At 62.5% G+C, this 16,973-nt stretch carries 15 protein-coding genes; 8 read left to right on the plus strand and 7 right to left on the minus strand.

The window, feature by feature from the left end:
• The first annotated feature begins 9 nt into the window (after window positions 1-9).
• Window positions 10-1,050: an AraC family transcriptional regulator gene (locus AAF358_22850; GenBank protein MEM7708411.1), complete on the plus strand. Its 1,041-nt coding sequence runs from the start codon at window positions 10-12 to the stop codon at window positions 1,048-1,050.
• Here the strand turns inward: AAF358_22850 and AAF358_22855 are convergent.
• Window positions 1,047-1,868: a MipA/OmpV family protein gene (locus AAF358_22855; protein MEM7708412.1), complete on the minus strand. Its 822-nt coding sequence runs from the start codon at window positions 1,866-1,868 to the stop codon at window positions 1,047-1,049. The genes AAF358_22850 and AAF358_22855 overlap by 4 nt on opposite strands.
• Window positions 1,869-2,114: 246 nt before the next feature.
• Here AAF358_22855 and AAF358_22860 point away from each other — a divergent pair, with 246 nt between their 5' ends.
• Window positions 2,115-2,504: a hypothetical protein gene (locus tag AAF358_22860; protein ID MEM7708413.1), complete on the plus strand. Its 390-nt coding sequence runs from the start codon at window positions 2,115-2,117 to the stop codon at window positions 2,502-2,504.
• A 43-nt stretch (window positions 2,505-2,547) separates the two neighbouring features.
• On the opposite strand, the gene AAF358_22865 is transcribed toward AAF358_22860, so the two are convergent.
• Entirely contained in the window at window positions 2,548-3,768 is a 1,221-nt protein-coding gene (locus AAF358_22865) for a tetratricopeptide repeat protein (protein MEM7708414.1), read from the minus strand.
• A gap of 146 nt (window positions 3,769-3,914) precedes the next feature.
• Here AAF358_22865 and AAF358_22870 point away from each other — a divergent pair, with 146 nt between their 5' ends.
• From AAF358_22870 to AAF358_22880, 3 genes are all read left to right on the plus strand, one after another.
• Window positions 3,915-4,496, plus strand: a complete 582-nt coding sequence (locus tag AAF358_22870) for a reeler domain-containing protein (protein ID MEM7708415.1) — start codon at window positions 3,915-3,917, stop codon at window positions 4,494-4,496.
• Between the two features lie 27 nt (window positions 4,497-4,523).
• Window positions 4,524-5,282, plus strand: coding sequence for an SDR family NAD(P)-dependent oxidoreductase (locus tag AAF358_22875; protein ID MEM7708416.1), 759 nt, complete (start codon window positions 4,524-4,526; stop codon window positions 5,280-5,282).
• 111 nt (window positions 5,283-5,393) lie between these two features.
• Window positions 5,394-6,083, plus strand: a complete 690-nt coding sequence (locus AAF358_22880) for a PAP/fibrillin family protein (GenBank protein MEM7708417.1) — start codon at window positions 5,394-5,396, stop codon at window positions 6,081-6,083.
• On the opposite strand, the gene AAF358_22885 is transcribed toward AAF358_22880, so the two are convergent.
• Together AAF358_22885 and AAF358_22890 are read right to left on the minus strand one after the other, a co-directional pair.
• Window positions 6,080-6,910, minus strand: a complete 831-nt coding sequence (locus tag AAF358_22885) for an SDR family NAD(P)-dependent oxidoreductase (GenBank protein MEM7708418.1) — start codon at window positions 6,908-6,910, stop codon at window positions 6,080-6,082. The two genes, AAF358_22880 and AAF358_22885, sit on opposite strands and share 4 nt — an antisense overlap.
• A complete protein-coding gene (locus AAF358_22890; protein ID MEM7708419.1) occupies window positions 6,907-7,224 on the minus strand; it encodes an REDY-like protein HapK in 318 nt (105 codons plus the stop codon). Before AAF358_22890 ends, AAF358_22885 begins: the two co-directional genes overlap by 4 nt.
• Window positions 7,225-7,293: 69 nt before the next feature.
• Between AAF358_22890 and AAF358_22895 the strand changes: the two genes are divergently transcribed.
• The gene (locus AAF358_22895; protein ID MEM7708420.1) at window positions 7,294-9,270 is read left to right on the plus strand and encodes an FAD-dependent oxidoreductase; all 1,977 of its coding nucleotides are present in this window, start codon (window positions 7,294-7,296) and stop codon (window positions 9,268-9,270) included.
• 104 nt (window positions 9,271-9,374) lie between these two features.
• Entirely contained in the window at window positions 9,375-10,859 is a 1,485-nt protein-coding gene (locus AAF358_22900; GenBank protein MEM7708421.1) for a hypothetical protein, read from the plus strand.
• Window positions 10,860-10,871: 12 nt separating this feature from the next.
• Here AAF358_22900 and AAF358_22905 read toward each other — a convergent pair whose 3' ends face one another.
• A complete protein-coding gene (locus tag AAF358_22905; protein ID MEM7708422.1) occupies window positions 10,872-11,981 on the minus strand; it encodes a class I SAM-dependent methyltransferase in 1,110 nt (369 codons plus the stop codon).
• Between the two features lie 182 nt (window positions 11,982-12,163).
• A complete protein-coding gene (gene mddA / locus AAF358_22910; protein ID MEM7708423.1) occupies window positions 12,164-12,940 on the minus strand; it encodes a methanethiol S-methyltransferase in 777 nt (258 codons plus the stop codon).
• Between the two features lie 128 nt (window positions 12,941-13,068).
• On the opposite strand from mddA, the gene AAF358_22915 reads away from it, so the two are divergent.
• Window positions 13,069-15,513, plus strand: coding sequence for a tetratricopeptide repeat protein (locus AAF358_22915; protein MEM7708424.1), 2,445 nt, complete (start codon window positions 13,069-13,071; stop codon window positions 15,511-15,513).
• A gap of 18 nt (window positions 15,514-15,531) precedes the next feature.
• On the opposite strand, the gene AAF358_22920 is transcribed toward AAF358_22915, so the two are convergent.
• Entirely contained in the window at window positions 15,532-16,797 is a 1,266-nt protein-coding gene (locus tag AAF358_22920) for a multidrug effflux MFS transporter (GenBank protein MEM7708425.1), read from the minus strand.
• Between the last annotated feature and the right edge of the window lie 176 nt (window positions 16,798-16,973).

Raw genomic sequence — 16,973 nt, forward strand, 5'->3', positions numbered from 1 at the left:
GGAGCAGTGATGATCTATAGCGTCAGAGCCGGCTCACTTCATGGCTACGCGGATCTGGTGAGCAGCCTCGGTCAAGACCCCCTCGCGCTACTGAGCGAAGCCGGTTTGCCTCGGGAGTGCCTGCTGCCCGATCGAGAGGACGACTACCTGCCGCTGGACCAATTTGAGCTCGCGCTTGCGCTCGCGGCCAGCCGTTGCGACACGCAGGAGTTTTCTCTTTTGCTCGGCTCACGGCAACAGCCCCAAGCGTTGCTGGGGGCGCTAGGTTTCGCCCTGCAACATGCGTCGACTGCGGGCGCGGCGCTCCAGGAACTGCGGCGCTACTTCTTTTTCCAGGTTCGGGGCGCCAGACTCGAACTCGACGTTGATCGCTCCGCCGTCAGTTTCTCTTTTGCCTTGGCCGGCAACCCCAGCCTGATGGCCAGCTTCCGGCACTCGGCTGAGCTGTGCCTTGGCGCTGGTCTTTCGCTGATGCGCCAGCTCATCGGCGCTCGCTGGTCGCCAGCGGCGGTACATTTCTATCACCACCCGCCAGCGCCGAGAGCCGCTCGGGCCCGGTACGAGCGCCTGTTTGCGGCCCCGGTCCGCTGGGATCAGCCGGCAAACGCGTTGGTCTTTCCCCGGAGCGATCTGGACCGCCCCCTGGAGTCGGCTGACGCCGGCCTGCAGGCCCTGACACACCGCTATCTCGAACAGCTACGAAGGGCCTACCAGGACGACTTTAAGGCTCAAACGACCTCGATGATCGAGCATGCCCTGAAGTCCGGCCGCTGCTCGATCGAGGAGGTTGCCGCCCTCAGCGGGATCCACCGGAGAACGCTGCACCGCCGGCTTGCAGCTGAGGGCACAAGCTTTCGCGAGCTGCTGGATCAGGTCCGACGGCGGCTGGCACATCGTCTGCTGACCTCGTCGAAACTCTCGGTGGCTGAAGTCGCTGAGTTGCTTGGCTATTCCGAGACGAGCGCGTTGACCCGCGCCTGTCGCCGCTGGTTTGGTTGTTCTCCCCGAACGCTTCGCGTCGGTGAAATGTCCTCGGGTACGAGTGACTAAAACCGGCGGGTGAACGCAGTGATAAAAAACAGCTGCGTTTCGTCCTGGACCACCGGGCTGTCGGCCGGATCACTCAGCAGTCGCCCGCCTCTGAGCAGACCCGTCCAGCGCCAGTTTTTGGAGACCGGCAGGCTGACTAGTCCCTGAAGAGCGACGCTCTCCAGCCCGGAACTTGCGCCATAGGCCGACAGTCCGGAGGTCAGGCTTTCCGCTACGCTCACGCTGTACAGGGCGCTGTTGTAGGTGCCGTCACCGAGCCGCAATGTCGGCCCGAAGCTCCAAAACCCGCCGCGTCCGAAGCGGCCCCGTCTAGCCGCCGACAGATCCGCATAAAACCCCTCGTGACCGCTGGCCACCGCCTGAGAGAACGACGCCTGAAGACTCCAGGGGCCGGCGCCGTAGCGCACATACGCCCGGGCTTCGAGCGCGGGGCCAAAATCTTCCAGGCCGGGCAAATCTTCGTCGTCTCGATTGGCAAAACCTGGCGCCAGCGCGACCCCGATATCCAGGGAACGACGGCCGTCGTCACTGCGCTGCCGCACCAGCCACGCGCCGATACCCTGGGGCACATTGACGAAATACTTTTCGCCGACGCTGTCGACGTAGCGAAGGTCGATATAGGGCACCGGCAGGACGCGGTAGTCGTCGGACCCCTGAAACTCCGGATTGACGATCACACCCAGACCATAATCAGCCCGCCAGCCGGCCTGAGCCTGGGGAGGTGCCTCAAGCTGCAGCTCAGCCTGGGCAAATGCCTTCGCCCCCGCCATCAGCAGCACAATCGAACCTAAGGCCAAAAATCTATGCGGCGTCTTCATCAACATCCTTCCGTTGGTGAGGGATCCAAAGGTTGCCGCTGACCCTGCCAAAAACCTGTGAAGGTGAGCTGCAAATACTGCGCTTCACGAACGGAAAAAAACTGCGCTCCCGACAAGGTTTTTCTGGCCAAAAGGCCTTGAAAAACCGACTGGCGAGCTCCCACATTAGATTGCCGAATAAACGATGGCTTTGTGCGCGCCGGGGAACTTGTGACAAGCCCTGCGCGGCGGCTCGAGAAAAGAACAATGATGATACAGAAAACGACCGTAGCGACCGCGCTGCTTGTCGCCCTGAGTACGCCCGTTGCGTTCGCGCAGGATCCGGCTGCTCCGGCCGAATCCCCTCGGACATCGCAGGAGGCTGCAAAGCCTCGAACCACGGCTGAAATCCCTCAGCGTCTTGTCGTCGCCGAGGCTGACCAAACGCTGGTCGTGATCGACGACCGGTCAGGAACGCTCGGGCGAATAGAGCCACCCACCCGTCTGGGTGAACCGAACGCCCTTCAGGCGGTGGATCCGACCAAGGTTGGCGTGACGCAATTTGTGCGCTTTGAAGACGCAGATGATCGTCCACGCCCCTCTCGAGACGGATCGAGCGCCACCAGCTCTGCGGCGTCCAACCGCCCGAGAAACTAGCGGCTGCGGTGCCGGGCGACCATGCCCGGCGGACCTCCGTCGACTAGCCCAGCCAGAGCCGCTCCTCGCGGCCGGATTCTCCTGTGGTCGCGCCGCTGGCCCGACGCTCAATTCTGGCGGCAAGCTGGCTGAAGAACACGTTTTTTCTAGCGCTGGCCGCCTCGGCGGCTTTGATACTGGCGCGAGCCTCATCCAGCCGCCCCAACAGGAGCAGCGCGTAGCTTCTTGAGGCCATGACGTGCGGATTGTCCGGAAACCCTTCAGCCGCGGTCCTCAGCACCTCCAGAGCCTCCCGCGGCTCTTGGTTATCGGTCAGGCAGTAAGCCAGCGCCCAGGCCTGGTAGGCGCCGGGTTCGAGCTCCAGCGATCGCCTGGCGTGCTCGACGGCTTGCGGGTAGTCGCCCAGCTCGTGATAAAACAGCGCGATATTGGCTTCGGTGTACGACTCGTTGTTGCGACCCTCGTCTAGCGAAATCTCTCGATAGCGGTCCACGAGGCTGCCCACATCTTCAACCTGTCCGGCCGCAGCCTGAGCCATCGCCATCCGAAAGAACGTCGACCGCCAGGTGGTGGTGTTGTCACGGCCGGCCTCCGCCGCCAGCGCTGCTTCAGCGTAACGACCTTCCCGGAACAGTGCCTTGGAATGCAGATAGTAAATCCAGGACGCTTCCCACCGCGCTGGGTCGGGCTCGAGGCTTAGTGCCTCCGAGGCTGCCTCAGCACTCTGCGCAAATTGCTCCAGCGACAAATGCGAAGAAGCCAGTTCGTACCAAGCCCATCGATCGTCAGGAAACTTGTCGACAACCTCACGCCAACGCGCGGGCTCTTCGTTTTTCTCATCGTCGACACGGGCGGTCAGGGCCGCCAGCCAAAGCTGATCCCGAGCCTCCAACCGGTCGCGAGCCTGCTGTGCGGTCTCAAGGTAGGGTTTGGCTTCCTCATATTTCCCCGACTTGCCGAGCGCGTATACCAACATCAGGTTCGCCTTGGGGTCCCCAGGGTTTGCCGCGATGACTCGCTCGAGCGCCTCAATAGCGTCGGGATACGCATAGCGATTGGGGGCGTCGAAGAGGAGCTGAAGCGCGCTGTCGAGCGCCTCGTCGGAGTCAGCGACGCTCGTTTGTTCAATCGCCTTGGCGTTGCCACTCGTGCTCTCTTCGGCCCCTTGCTGGCAGCCAGTCACCATCAGTGCCGCTGCTGCGAGCAGTAAGGACGGCCAGCGCAGGCTTTCGGGTCTGGCGGCATACCGGATACAAATGCTCATTGGATGACCCTCACAGATGATGTGCCATGAATATACCGAAGCCCGCTGGCGCTGACACCATCCCGCCAAACATCCGCACGCCGGCGGTCACCCAACCCACAAAATAGTTCGGACACAAGGCTTCGCCTTTGGCATACTCGCCTTCGATGTATGCCAGATCGTTATCGGCTGCCGCTGCAGTCCTGCTCCTCGCCCTGCCCGCCCAGCGACCTGCGGCTTTCGCCAGCGGCCCCGGAACCTGTGTCGCCGAAGGCAGCGCGATTACCGGCATGGGCTCCCGGACGCGGAATCTGCCCGGCGCCGGTCCTTTTCAGGTGATGTTCGACATGGGCGGCACCACCTATGTTCCCGGCCAGACGCACATGATCTCGGTCTTTGCCACGGATGTCTCCGAATTCAATGGATTCCTTGTCTACGGCGAAACAACCATGGGAATGCGCGTCGGGTCCTTCGACAAAAGTGATGGCAACATCGGCTCGCCGATTGTTACCTGCCCCGATGCTCCGGAGGCGACCGCCTCCCACACGAGCCTCGGGCCCGCGGCGACCACGGAGATCATCATTCCCTGGACGGCGCCGGCCACCGACGTCGGGTCGATCGAACTGCGCTCGATTGTGCTCAGCGGCGCACGCGGATCCCGGGGTGGTCAGGAATTCTTTTTCCCCGCAGTTTTAACGCTTACAGCCGGCCCGCCCGACGTGGTTTTTGGCGATGGCTTTGAGCTGTAATCAGCCTATGAAGACGGACAGCAACTTTTGAGTTTTTCGCTCACCGACCAGACCGCACTGATCACGGGCGCCAGTTCCGGCATCGGGCGCGGGATTGCCCTGGCGATGGCGTCCGCGGGCGCAGCGGTAGCCGTCAACTATCCAGCCCCCGCGCAGCAGGCAAACGCTCAAGCTGTCTGCGATGAGATTGACGCCTTGGGTGGCCGGGCACGCGCCTTCGAAGGCGACGTCAGCGATGAACCCGCGGTCGCTCGAATGGTGGACGAGGTTTCGGCCGAGCTAGGCGATATCGATATCCTGGTGAACAACGCAGGCATCGCCAACGCTGCGCCGGTGCACAAGATGCCGACGGAGCAGTGGGATCAGCTGATTGCGATTCATCTGCGAGGCGTTTTTCTGGTCACCCGAAAAGTGCTGCCCGGTATGTATAAGCGCGGTCGAGGCCGGATCATCAGCACCGCCTCGCAGCTTGCCTACAAAGGTGCCGCCGGCTTCGCCCACTACACGGCCGCCAAGGGCGCGATCATCGGGTTTACGCGGTCTCTTGCGCTGGAGCTCGCCGATAGCGGCATCACCGCCAACTGCGTTGCGCCCGGCGCCACCAACACGCCTATGCTGGCTGACGTGCCGCCGGCCATCATGGAGCAGGTCCGGCAAGCCATCCCGGTTAAGCGGATCGCCGAGGTGGACGACATTACGCCGAGCTATGTCTTTCTAGCCTCCGAAGCGGGGCGTCACTACCAGGGCCAGTGTCTCAGCCCAAACGGCGGGGACACCTTTCTATAGCAGCCCCGCGGCGCTAGAGCGCTGCCAGCAACCCACCACCCGTCAGCTTGCGCATTCTCCGGCGTCGCCGGATACTGGCGCAATTGTTCAACCGCAAGGATTCCGACTCCCATGCTGCTGAGAATCTGTTTACTGAGCTTAGCCCTGCTGGGCGTGAGTGAGGCCGAAACGTCGACAGAAAAAGGCGCGCTGCTCGCCCTGCTGGCGAAGCACCCTGCCGGGCAGCCAGTGTCCGAAGCGGCGGCCGCCCAGATCGATGCGGCAGCCAGCGCCCTTGAGGCCACCGCGCCAACCCCGAAGCTTGCCGATCAGACTGCTGCGGTGAGCGGCATCTGGACCAACCTCTACAGCAGTCAGGGCATCGTCGGCGAAATTGACCTCAAGTTCATGACGCGAACGTTGCCGGGCGGTGGGCAAAAAGGCGGCAAAGCAAAATCGCTGACGGTGCTCCAGGAGCTCCAGCCCGACCGACGCTTTTACCGCAACATGATGAACATGGTCACCAGCGATGGCGACGTGCCGTTCCTCTACATCGCAACGGCCGATTTGGGTATCTCAACGTCGGTGAGCAATGATCTGGAAGTGGCCTTCCATACCATCACCTTCGCGCCGGCCAGCGCTGACGTGTCGCTAGCGACGCTTCGACAAGCGCTGGGGCTGGCAGACGACAGCCCGCTGTCGATCAGCGTTCCGCAGGACCCTAACCGGCCACCGTCCACCTCCAGGGTCACGTATCTGGACGATGACCTGCGGATCAACCGCGGCAAAGACTACGTCGCGATTCTGAGAAAAGTGCGCTAGTGCATTTCCTCGCCGCCGCTGACGTTCATCGCCTCGCCGGTGATATAGGACGCGTCGTCTGAGCAGAGAAACGCCGTGGCGTTCGCCGTGTCTTCCACCAGCCCCACGCGACCCAGCGGAATTCGCTGACGCAGGCCGGCTCGGTACTCCTCTACCGTGACCCCGCGATAGCGCGCGAAGTATTCGTTCTGCTTGGCGCCAAGGCCCGTGGTGACGTGGTTCGGGCAAACGGCGTTGACCGTGATCTGGTCCTTCGCGAGCTCGACAGCCGTGGCTCGGGTCAGGCCCACCATGCCGTGTTTCGACGCGACGTAAGCCGGGAGATGCGGGAAACCCGATTTAGCCGCCTGGCTGGCGATGTTCACGATCCGACCGCCGTCACCCTGCTTGCGCATCTGGATCGCCGCCGCTTTGGTGCACAGGAATGCCCCGGTCAGGTTGATATCGATGACCAGCCGCCAGTTCTCCGCCGTGACTTCTTCCAGCGGCTGCATCATGTATCCAACGCCCGCGTTGTTCACCATAATGTCCAGCCGACCAAATTCGCTGACGGTGGTTTCGATCAGCCGGTCGATCTGCGCCTCGTCGCGGACGTCGCAGGCGACCGTGATGGCCTTTGCGCCGGCGTCCCGCAATTCCTGCGCTATCGCTTCCATTTCCTCGGAAGCGCCCACGTTGTCCGCAGACAGCACACCCTCGGTGCGACCGATATCGGTCACTACCACCGCCGCGCCGTCAGCCGCCAGCCGCTTGAGAATGCCCTGCCCCAGCCCTTCTTTGCGGCCGGAGCCGGTACAGATCGCGACCTTGCCCTGGAGCGAGCTCATGAATCCAGACTCTCGCACAGCATGAAGGTGGGCCCGTCGGCAAAAGCCTGGAACTCCCCCGCCACCCTGCGCATGGTGTCGGTTGCACACTCGGCGCCAAACTTTTCCATATCGGAGATGCGAATGATCTCGACGTATTCATACGGCGCTGCCTGACCGTCCTTTCCCAGCAGCCCGGTGGTGCGAAAGGCATCAAATCCGTCAACCCCGTCCAGCCCGCGGACCGTCGGCAGATCAGTGCTCCTAGCCCACGCTTCGTAAGCATCGCGGCTCGCGTCACCCTTTAGATTGAACAGCACAACTATGGTGGTCATGAATGGCTCCTGATTCGGGGCCGTAAATTTACCATGCATTGACGGCCCAACGTGGCAGAATCCCTACCTATGAGCGAAACGATCTATCCAACCCTCTTCAGCCCGCTGGACCTGTCCGGACAGCGACTGCGCAACCGCCTGGCCCACGCCTCGATCCTGACCCGTCTGGTGAGGGACGGGCGCCCGGACGAGGCCTTGCTGAACTACCTCGGCGCGCGCGCCCGCGGCGGCACGGGCATGATTGTGACCGAGCCGCTGGCGATGACCCGCCACAACCCCGACGCCGGCAAGTTGCGGGCTTACGACGATGTCGCCATGGATGGCCTCAAGCAGGTTGCGGAAGTCGTTGAGTCTGCTGACACGCGCCTTCTTGGTCAGATTCAGGACCCTGGGCGCGGACGCCACGAGGTTGGCCGCAACGATTCGGCAATCAGCGCCACGGCCCTCCCGGACGATCTCAGCTGGACCGTACCCCGCGCGCTGGCCGAGCAGGAGATTCGAGACCTGATTGAACAGTGGGCTGAATCGAGCCGGCGGCTCCAGCAAGCGGGTTTCTCCGGCGTGGAAATATCCGCCGGCCACGGACACATCTTTCACCAGTTCCTTTCGCCCTGGAGCAATCGAAGGGACGACTGCTACGGTGGTGACCTCGAGCGGCGATGCCGGCTGGTGCTGGAGCTGATGCAGGCGGTTCGGACAAGCTGCGGCGAGAACTTCATTATCGGCGTGAAACTGCCGGGTGACGATGGCGTTCCCGGCAGCATCGACCTTGAGCAAGCGTCGGCCATCGCGAAACAGGTTGCGGCCAGCGGTATCGCCAGCTACTGGACGTTCTGCTGGGGCGCTCACGCCAATTCGCTGTATCAGCATCTGCCGGACGCGCACGGCGAGCGCCATCCCTATCTGGACGCCATCCGGGACCTCCGCCAGGCCAAGCCTGAGATACCGACCGGGGCGATCGGCTATATGACCGATCCTAATGAGTGTGAGAAGGCGCTGACCGACGGCACGGCGGACATCGCCTTTCTCGGGCGCCCCTTGATTACCGATGCGGCTTTCGGCAACAAAGCCGCGCACGGATTAGAGGCGACCATTCGATACTGCGTATCGTGTAACACCTGCTGGCGCGCGATTATCGAGGGCCATCGGCTACGCTGCGATAACAACCCCCGTGTCGGCGAACCCGACGAGGAAAAATGGCAGCCGCCGACCGCGCCCGCCGCGAAAAAGGTCGTTGTTGTAGGTGCCGGCATCGCGGGGCTGGAGGCGGCACACGTGGCGGCTGCGCGAGGGCACCAGGTCACGGTGTTCGGGACCTCCGATGAGTTCGGCGGCAAAACTCGGGTCCACGCAGAACTGCCCGGTGGCGAAAACCTCAGCAGCATCTACGACTACCAATACCTTCAGGGCCAACGAGCCGGGGTGACCTTTCACTTGGAAGGGAAAGCCACGGCCTCGCAGGTGCAGGCACTCGAACCCGACACCGTTTTGCTGGCCACCGGCTCCAACACCACCCTACCCCACTGGCTAGACGAGGAGTGGGCCGAGATGATCCCGGACGTCAGGGAGCTCGCGTCGCAAATGCTCGCCCGCCCGACCCCCACGGACGGCACGCTGGTCGTCGTGGACTGCGACCACACGGAAATGACCTACGCCGCCGCCGAGCTGTTTGCCGACCTGTTCGAAAAGGTGGTGCTGGTGACGCCGCGGGAGCGCTTCGCCTCCGACGTATCGCTGATCAACCGCCAGGGCATCTATCAGCGACTTCATGACAAGGGCATCGAGTTGCTCACCTGCCTTGAGCCGGTGAATCTCGACGACCTCGGGGAAGCGCAGCTGGCCCTGAGAAACGTCTACAACCAGCGCGAACAAATGGTGGACGAAGTCGTAGCCATTACCTACGCCGGTCCGCGCCAGCCCAACCTGGAGCTGCTGGCGCCGCTCGAGGAGGCGGGGATTGAAGTGCTTCGGGTTGGCGATGCTGCGGCCCCCCGCGGCGTGATGGCCGCAACCGGTGAAGGACACCGGGTGGGCAGTGCGCTTTAGGCCACGACGCCGAGACCCAAAAAAATGCCTACGCGCCCAGCGGGTGGCGCAGTTTTGAGCGTTTTGTCGCATGTCGCTGATAACCACAGCAATGGATCAGCGAAATGGTCAACGGACGGACTGCCAAAACCCTTATTCTGCTGCTCGCCGCACTGCTTCCAGGCGCGGCAAGCCTAGCTTTTGAGCTAAACGACACTCCGGCTACTGAGGTCCTCAACGGAATCACGGCGCCATCTCGCGACTTTGCCATCGCAGTGGGCAACGCCGGTGAAATTCTGCACTTCCAGGGCGGCGACAACGGGACGCTGCAGCCTCCGGTGACCACCAACGATCTGTTCGACGTCTACGCCGCCTCACCAACGGCCGCTATTGCCGCCGGCAGAGATATCGTTCTCTACTGGGATGGCAGTACCTGGTCACCCATCATTGAAAGCGGCGATGACCTCGCCTATACCGGCCTCTGGATTACCCCCGAGGAAGACGCAGCGCTCTACGGTCAGCTGGCCACCGGCACCGGCTTTGGGTTTAACTTTGTGTGTTCGTATCTTCCAAACAGTGATCCCCCGCTAGGACCCTGCCGGGCCTACCAAGCGCCGATGCTCACCGCCTGCGGCAACAGTGACGACATCAAAGTCATACTCGGTTCTGGCGATATCCTGAATTTGGACAATCGCCTAGCGGGCATGTTGGCCGGCGACTCGGTGTTTGATGAAGCCGGCAATTTGCAATTCACCGGTGCCTGGCCCGTACCCGGCAGCTGCCTCCCGGGACCGCTTGCGCCGCGCGAGATCTACGCGACCCGCTTCAACGAGATTTGGCGTTTCGACGGCACCGCGTGGACCAACCAAAACGTCCCGGTTCCGGGTACCGATACCCTCAGCTGGATCGGCGGCACGGGGCCGGGCAACGTGATTGCGGTCGGCTTCAGGCCGGGAGGAAATCCAGGCGAGAATATCGGCATCGCCTGGCGCTTTGACGGCGAGACCTGGTCCGAGCTGACGCTGCCCGCGGGCACGCCGGGGCTGACCGATATCGCCGCCAATCTGAGCTTTCAGGACACGTTTTTTATGGATGGCTTCGAGGCGGCAGCAGTGGCAGCGAAGGTCATTGAACCGCCACCCCCAGGTGGCCTGGGTGTTGATATCCTCGCCGCGGCCGAAGACGGCAAGTTTCTTCAGAACACGACTCTTTTTCCCGACGACGCGGCTGACATCACGGTCACCAAGGAGCTGATCACGCCCGGGCCCTACCGCAACGGAGATCGAATCGAGTACCGCATCACGGTCTTCAATCTCGGGCCCGGAGATGCGTCCGACATCCGATTTCTCGACGGCTATCGGGCCGTGAATCTGACGCTCGCTGATGATGGCTGTGGCATGAGTGAGTTCAACAATCAGGCTGGCTGGCGCTACCGCGATGTCAACATTCCGAGCCTGGCCCTCGGCGAGACGCTAACCTGCGTCATGAGCTTTGACGTTATGGGAGACCCGGGTGATGAGCTGTTTAACTACGCCGCCGCGGACTCTTTCGACGATACAAACTTCAGCAACAACAGAGACGAGGTTTTTAGCGTGCCGATTGACCCATAGCGGTTTAGGCGTTTAACGGACCTCCAGCCACAGGCTGCCGCCGCCGAACGGAGGTCGCCCCTCACGATCCAAAGCCGAGGCAACCTCTTTGGGATATACCGTGGCCGCATAATTGGAACCGAAAATGATTCGATAGCGGGTCGAGTCCGTCAGCAGCGCCTGCAGTACGTATTGCTCGTTCCAGCTGCGATTTTCTTGGAGCACCCAGTCCTTCGGATACTCCAACGGAAAAAAGACGTCGTGCACGTGGATCCGAACGCCGGTCGCAAGCCGCGGCAGAACCTCGAAGAACAGGAAGTTCACGTCGCTGCCCGTCTTGGCAACGTGGGACGAGTCGATAAAGAGGATGTCACCCGCCTCAAGCTGGTCGAACGTTTCAAGCGGCAGCTCCTGGACGCGTTTGACGATAACCTCGCTGATCCCCGGCACGGGCTGTGTCAGAAACGGGCGCGGATAGGGTTCAACGCAGGTCACTTGCATGGCGTCGTCGAGCATCCTCCGACTGACGTCAGCGGCTAACAGCGACGAAAAACCGCTGCCGATCTCCAGATATTGAGCCGGGCGCCAGGCGTTGAGCAGGACAAACAGCAGGCGGCAGTCCAGCCAGCTGAACTGGCTGTTTTGAACATAAAACGACCAGGGATTGGCGTTTTCCGGCAGTGTCTCTGGATAGTCGAAACCCGAAATAAACTGCGGAAACAGCTGATTGAGCACCGCCAGATGTTTCTCCTCTGAAAACCTCAATCCGGGTAGCTTCGTTCTGGGCGCCCAGATCCGCTCGGCTTCGGCTGACACCTCAGTCGGATCTACCACCGGAGAGTAGAAGTGACCGTTGGGGTGCGCCGTCAAAACCTCATTGGAACGCTCCACATTTTCGAGCCGAGCCTGGAGCTGATCTCGCTCGACCCGCAGCGCTTCCTGCGCCGCGACAAGTTCGTCGTTTTCGTGAGCGAGATCGACCCGCAGCCGATTGAGCTCCGTGATCGATTGTTCCCGCTCGGCGATAGCGCGGTGGTAGCGTTTGCGAAGCACCACCAAAACCGTCACCGCCACCGCGCCGCCGGCAGCAAGACCGGCGACCAGTACTGTCAGCCATCCATCCTCAACAAAAGTTTGATCCATCGCAGATCCAGCACAGGAAATCCCAACAGTCTAGCAGCCGGGTCAGGCCCACCCGGCCACTGCCAGGGTCTATGCTTGGGACCGGCGCTGGCTCAATGGCACTGCACCGGGCGCTGCGAGACCGGCCTTAGCAGCCGATCTGCGCAGCACCACAGCGCGAATTCCTCCAGCCTTCGCGGGAACTATGATGATTGCACCTCAGCGAGCGTCCTTTCGCCTGACCGGCCCTTCGAAGACTTTCTCAGGGAGGGGATCAGCATGGGCACCCGCCGCTTGTACTCAAGATATTCCGGATGGGCGTCAGCCAGATCGCGTTCCTCGAGCTGGATGCCAAGAAGAATGTAAGCCGTGCCAAGGCCCGCAAAGACCAGATGGGCAACGGTCATGATCGGGGTCGCCCAGAAAATGAGGAGCCAGCCAACGTAAAGCGGATGACGCACAACCCGGTAGATCCAAGGTTGCACAAACTTGAGCGGCTCAGGCTCGCGATTGCGAAACGCGGCCCAGCTCTGACGCAGGCCAAACAGGTCGAAGTGGTTAATCGCGAAGGTGGCATACAGCAGGACGATCCAACCCAGCGCGTAGAGTCCCCAGGCGGCCCACTGCGCCGCGTCACTTTTGGCGGCCCAGATCACACCACCCATCGGCTCCCAGAGCGCAAACAGCAAGATGAGCGCAAGGCTGGAAAACAGCACATAGGTGCTGCGCTCCGCCGCCCTGGGCAGGAACCGGGTCAGCCAGCGCTTAAAGGCAGGGCGTGCCATCACGCTGTGCTGAATCGCGAACACCGCCAGCAGCAGCGCGTTGATGAATAGCGCCGTGCCCAGCGGCGCTTCGGGCACCGAATCGATCGATTTTGGTACGATGAAATTGCCGATAAAGCCGATGGCGTACAGAAATGAGGCGAAAAAGACGGCGTAGCTGGTGACGCCGTAGAGCAGAATTACCAAACGTTTCATGTCAGTTTCCTTTAGGTCGGTTTTTTGCGTTAACTGTTGATTTCTCAGCGCTTTTGAAGCGTGGGGCCAGTCTGTCCGGCGAGGGCTTTTATGTAATGACCGGAGGCTGACCCTTTGATGACGGTGTGGTGACCTATGACCAACCCGGTATTCGCATGACCAAAGCGGGGTCGATCCGCTACCGATTCGGCGACTGTGAGCTGGACGCGGGCACGCGCCAGCTGTGGCGCGGAGGTGAGCCGGAGCCGCTGCAGCCCCGGGTCTTCGATCTGCTCATTTATCTGATCGAGCAGCGCGATCGCGCCGTGGACAAAGACGAGATCCAGGACGCCGTGTGGGCGCCGTCGATCGTGTCGGAGACGGCCATGACACGGGCCATCATGAAGGCGCGCCGGGCCGTGGGTGATGACGCTGAGCTGCAGTCGGTCATCCGCACGGTGCACGGGCACGGCTATCAATTTGTCGCCGAACTTGTCGCTGAATCGAACGAACCGATAGCAGCCGCCGCGGATCCCAAGGTCGCGGACACGGGCGCGCACGACCAAGAGCCGGAAGATGAGCGGGTACCACAAGGGCTGGGCGTTCGCCGGGCAGGGCTCGCCCTGGCCACGCTGATTGTCGCTGCCGTGATCGGCGTATCGCTATGGCCGCGCGGACCTTCCACCGAGGACGGTATTCGGGTTGCCGTGCTGCCCATTGCCAACGACACCGGCAACGTCGAATACGACTGGGCGCGCCTGGGGCTCATGGGGCTGGCCAACGAGCTGTTCGACAACCTGGCGGTGGTCGACACGGTGACCACCGCGGACGTCATCAGCTTTGTGGAAAACACGGGCTGGGATGGCGCCATCGATGGGCCGGACGCGTTGGAGCGGGCCACGCGCCTCCGGGATGCCTATGGTGCCAGTCACGTGCTTTTTGCGGCGCTCGAAGAACACGTGGGCGGGCTGCGGCTCAGCTATACGCTGGTCGACAGCGACGGGCTCCGAGCCGAGACCACCATGGTCTCACCCAAGGGTACCGCGCTGGTGCGAGGCATGGTGGCCGGCGTCAGCAACCTCCTGAGCGGCAGGCGCTACGCACCCGCTGGAACTGCGGAGGCGGTCGACGATGACCCGTTTATCAACGAAGCCTATGCGCGCGCGCTTGCCACGGCTCTCGAGGGGCGCTGCGCTGAGGCGGCGCCGCTGTTTGACGTGGTCCTTGCCCGCAACCCGGATCTTGTACAGGCAAGAATCCAGGGGGCCAACTGTCGTTTCGAGCTTGGGGAAACGCCGACCGCGGAGCGCTCGCTGCTGGCTCTGCTGGAGCGTGATGACGTCAAGGCAGATGGCCGCCTTGAGGCTCAGGTGCTGCGACTCCTGGGGAAGGTGCGTCACCGCAGCGGCCGTCTTGACCTTGCTGACACGGCCTACCGAGATGCGATGGCAGTCGCCGAAGCGATCGGCGACCGGGAGGCGACCGGCCGGGCGCTGATCACCACCGCGATTCTGGCCAAAGATCGCCGTCAGTTTGACGAGGCCCGCGCCCTGCTCGCGCGCGCAACGCTGCAGTTCCGCCAGCTGGAATGGCAGGTGCTGCCGGGGCAGATTGCGTCGACGCTGGCAAACATCGCCATGAACGACGGTGAACTCGATGCCGCCGAGCAGCACCTCGAAGACGCGATTGAAGGCTTTCGCGCCATCGGCGATCGGGCCAATGAAGCCAAAATGCTCAATAACTACGGTTTCCTGCGCCGGCTGCAGGGCCGCTTCAGCGAAGCGGAGCCGTTGCATCTCCAGTCGCTCGAGCTTCGTCGCGCCATTGGTGACCGCGTTGGCCAGGGGCGCAACTACAACTTTCTTTCCGTGCTCTACCAGCGCGAACGACGCTTTGAGGAGGCACGCGAGGCGGCCGACGAGGCCGTCGGCATCGCGCGTGAGGCAGACGATCAGCTGTTTCTTGCAACGGGTCTCTCCCAGCGCGGTGCCGCCGAGCGCGCGCTAGGCCTGTTTGATGAGTCGATCGCAACCTATAGCGAAGCCCGCGAGATTTTCCTGAACATCGAAGACGTCTCTCGTGCCCTTCAGGTTTCACTGCGCCTGGCGCGGATCGACATGGAGCGAGGAGACAATGCCAGCGCTGAGGAGCGCGTGGCCGACGTGCTTACGCAGGCGCTGTCTGCCGAGCTCCCGGAGCCAGCGATTGAGGCGATGCGCTACGCCGGGGACCTCGCGCGCAGGCGGGGCGATGACGCAACGGCCCGCGACTATTTCGAACAAGGGCTCGCCCACGTGGACGAAACGGGCTTCGAATCGCTGCGCGTATCGTTGGCACAGAGACTGGTGGCGCTCTATCTCGACGTGGACAGCCTAGCTCAGGCTGAACCGCTCCTCGGGTTCCTGGTGGAACAGGAGCCCAATAGCTTCACGCTCGTTCAGCAGGCCCGGTATGCCCACAAGCAAGCGGACCACGAGCAGGCGGTTGCGCTGATGAAGGAAGCCAAAAGCCTTTCCGGTGACCGCTGGAATGCGCAGGATGAGGCGCAGCTTGAGCGCTACCGACAGGCAGCCGGCAGCACGACGCAACCGTAGCCCGACCGCTTGGCCGGACTAGGCAGCGGGCTCCGGGCGGCGCGTTAAAACCACCCACATCGCCACCGCGCTGCACAGGAGCATGATGCCGGTTACGCCGGCGACACCCAGGAATAGCGTGGCGCCCACCAGCTGTGCCAGTACGCCGCCAGCCATCAGCTGAATGGCGCTAAAGCAGCCCGAGCCCGAGCCGGAGTGCGGCTGCGACGCGGTAAGCAGTCGCACCTGCAGCGCCGGGTAGGCGGACGCCTGAGCCACCGTCATTAGCGCGATGGGCGCAAAGACGCCCCAGGGGCCGACGTCGATACCGGTCGATAGGGTAAATGCCAGCGCACACGCAACGACGCTCCCGGCAGCGCCCCAGAAGATCAGGCCGCGCTGGGTAAAGAGCGTGCCGAAGCGGGCGGCGATCAGGCTTCCCACAAAGAATCCCAGCGGCACGCCAAAGAAATAGAAACCGTACGAGGACGCCGGCAGGCCATAATATTGAGTGATGAGATAAGGGGCAGCGGCGAGGAAGGCCATGAACGTGCCCTGCAGCGCGGAGCCGTAGATCACCATGCGTCGAAAGGGCCGGCGGCGAAGGAGCTCCGCGAACCGAGCCCAGGGAACCAGCTGCGGATCGCCCTCAACGCCCTCGGGCCGGGTCTCCGGCAGTCGCAGCCAAAGCCCGACAAACAGCACCGCGGCAATGGATCCGACGACGACAAAATTATAGTGCCAGCTGAAGTATTCGATCAGGTATCCGCCGATAAACGGCCCCATGACGGGCGCCAGCATCATCGCGGCAGAAATGTAGCCCAGCAGGCTCGAGGATTTCTCGTCGCCGTAGACGTCCCGCACCACAACTCGCGAAAGGGAAAAGCCCACCGTTGAGCCCGAGGCCTGAATCGCGCGGCCGATAATGACCAGCCAGATATTGGTTGCCAGCGCGCAAATGACGGAGCCAACAACCGCCAAGGCGACCCCGGTCAAAATGACCGGCCGACGTCCGAGGCGGTCGGCGAGCGCACCGTACACCAAGGAACCCGCGGCCATAAAAAATAAGGAAACCGATAGCGTGAGCTGGCTCAGCGTTCGGCTTACACCGAACTCTTCCTGGATCGCCGGGATAGCGGGAATAAACGATGACATTGCCAGCGGCCCCAGCCCGGTGATGCAGACCAGCAGGATCAGCAGCCCCCGGGACCCGTAGACCGCTTCGGCGGTCGAATAATTAGGGCCATGCGCCGCCGTGTCAGGCACGGCGCCTGTCGCCGCAGTTTGCGGAGCTACCTTGTACATGAACCGTGGCCCCCTTGGGTCGTTCGATCGCGCGCGCCAGCCCTTCCATCAGCTTGGCGTCGCTACAGGCGTCTCGACTTAGGCTTGTGGTCAAACCGAAAGCGGAGAACGCGAGGCAACCACAATAGGTCGCAGCGCGTGAACGTTTTGCATGACTGGACTCAAGGCTTCCTGCA

Source organism: Pseudomonadota bacterium, from assembly GCA_039033415.1.
Lineage (GTDB): Bacteria > Pseudomonadota > Gammaproteobacteria > Xanthomonadales > SZUA-38 > JANQOZ01.

Bases quoted from the DNA above. Each gene is read 5' to 3' on its own strand.
- AAF358_22850 (MEM7708411.1), top strand. From the start codon at position 10: ATGATCTATAGCGTCAGAGCCGGCTCACTTCATGGCTACGCGGATCTG.
- AAF358_22855 (MEM7708412.1), bottom strand. From the start codon at position 1,868: ATGAAGACGCCGCATAGATTTTTGGCCTTAGGTTCGATTGTGCTGCTG.
- AAF358_22860 (MEM7708413.1), top strand. From the start codon at position 2,115: ATGATGATACAGAAAACGACCGTAGCGACCGCGCTGCTTGTCGCCCTG.
- AAF358_22865 (MEM7708414.1), bottom strand. From the start codon at position 3,768: ATGAGCATTTGTATCCGGTATGCCGCCAGACCCGAAAGCCTGCGCTGG.
- AAF358_22870 (MEM7708415.1), top strand. From the start codon at position 3,915: ATGTATGCCAGATCGTTATCGGCTGCCGCTGCAGTCCTGCTCCTCGCC.
- AAF358_22880 (MEM7708417.1), top strand. From the start codon at position 5,394: ATGCTGCTGAGAATCTGTTTACTGAGCTTAGCCCTGCTGGGCGTGAGT.
- AAF358_22885 (MEM7708418.1), bottom strand. From the start codon at position 6,910: ATGAGCTCGCTCCAGGGCAAGGTCGCGATCTGTACCGGCTCCGGCCGC.
- AAF358_22890 (MEM7708419.1), bottom strand. From the start codon at position 7,224: ATGACCACCATAGTTGTGCTGTTCAATCTAAAGGGTGACGCGAGCCGC.
- AAF358_22895 (MEM7708420.1), top strand. From the start codon at position 7,294: ATGAGCGAAACGATCTATCCAACCCTCTTCAGCCCGCTGGACCTGTCC.
- AAF358_22900 (MEM7708421.1), top strand. From the start codon at position 9,375: ATGGTCAACGGACGGACTGCCAAAACCCTTATTCTGCTGCTCGCCGCA.
- AAF358_22905 (MEM7708422.1), bottom strand. From the start codon at position 11,981: ATGGATCAAACTTTTGTTGAGGATGGATGGCTGACAGTACTGGTCGCC.
- mddA (MEM7708423.1), bottom strand. From the start codon at position 12,940: ATGAAACGTTTGGTAATTCTGCTCTACGGCGTCACCAGCTACGCCGTC.
- AAF358_22920 (MEM7708425.1), bottom strand. From the start codon at position 16,797: ATGTACAAGGTAGCTCCGCAAACTGCGGCGACAGGCGCCGTGCCTGAC.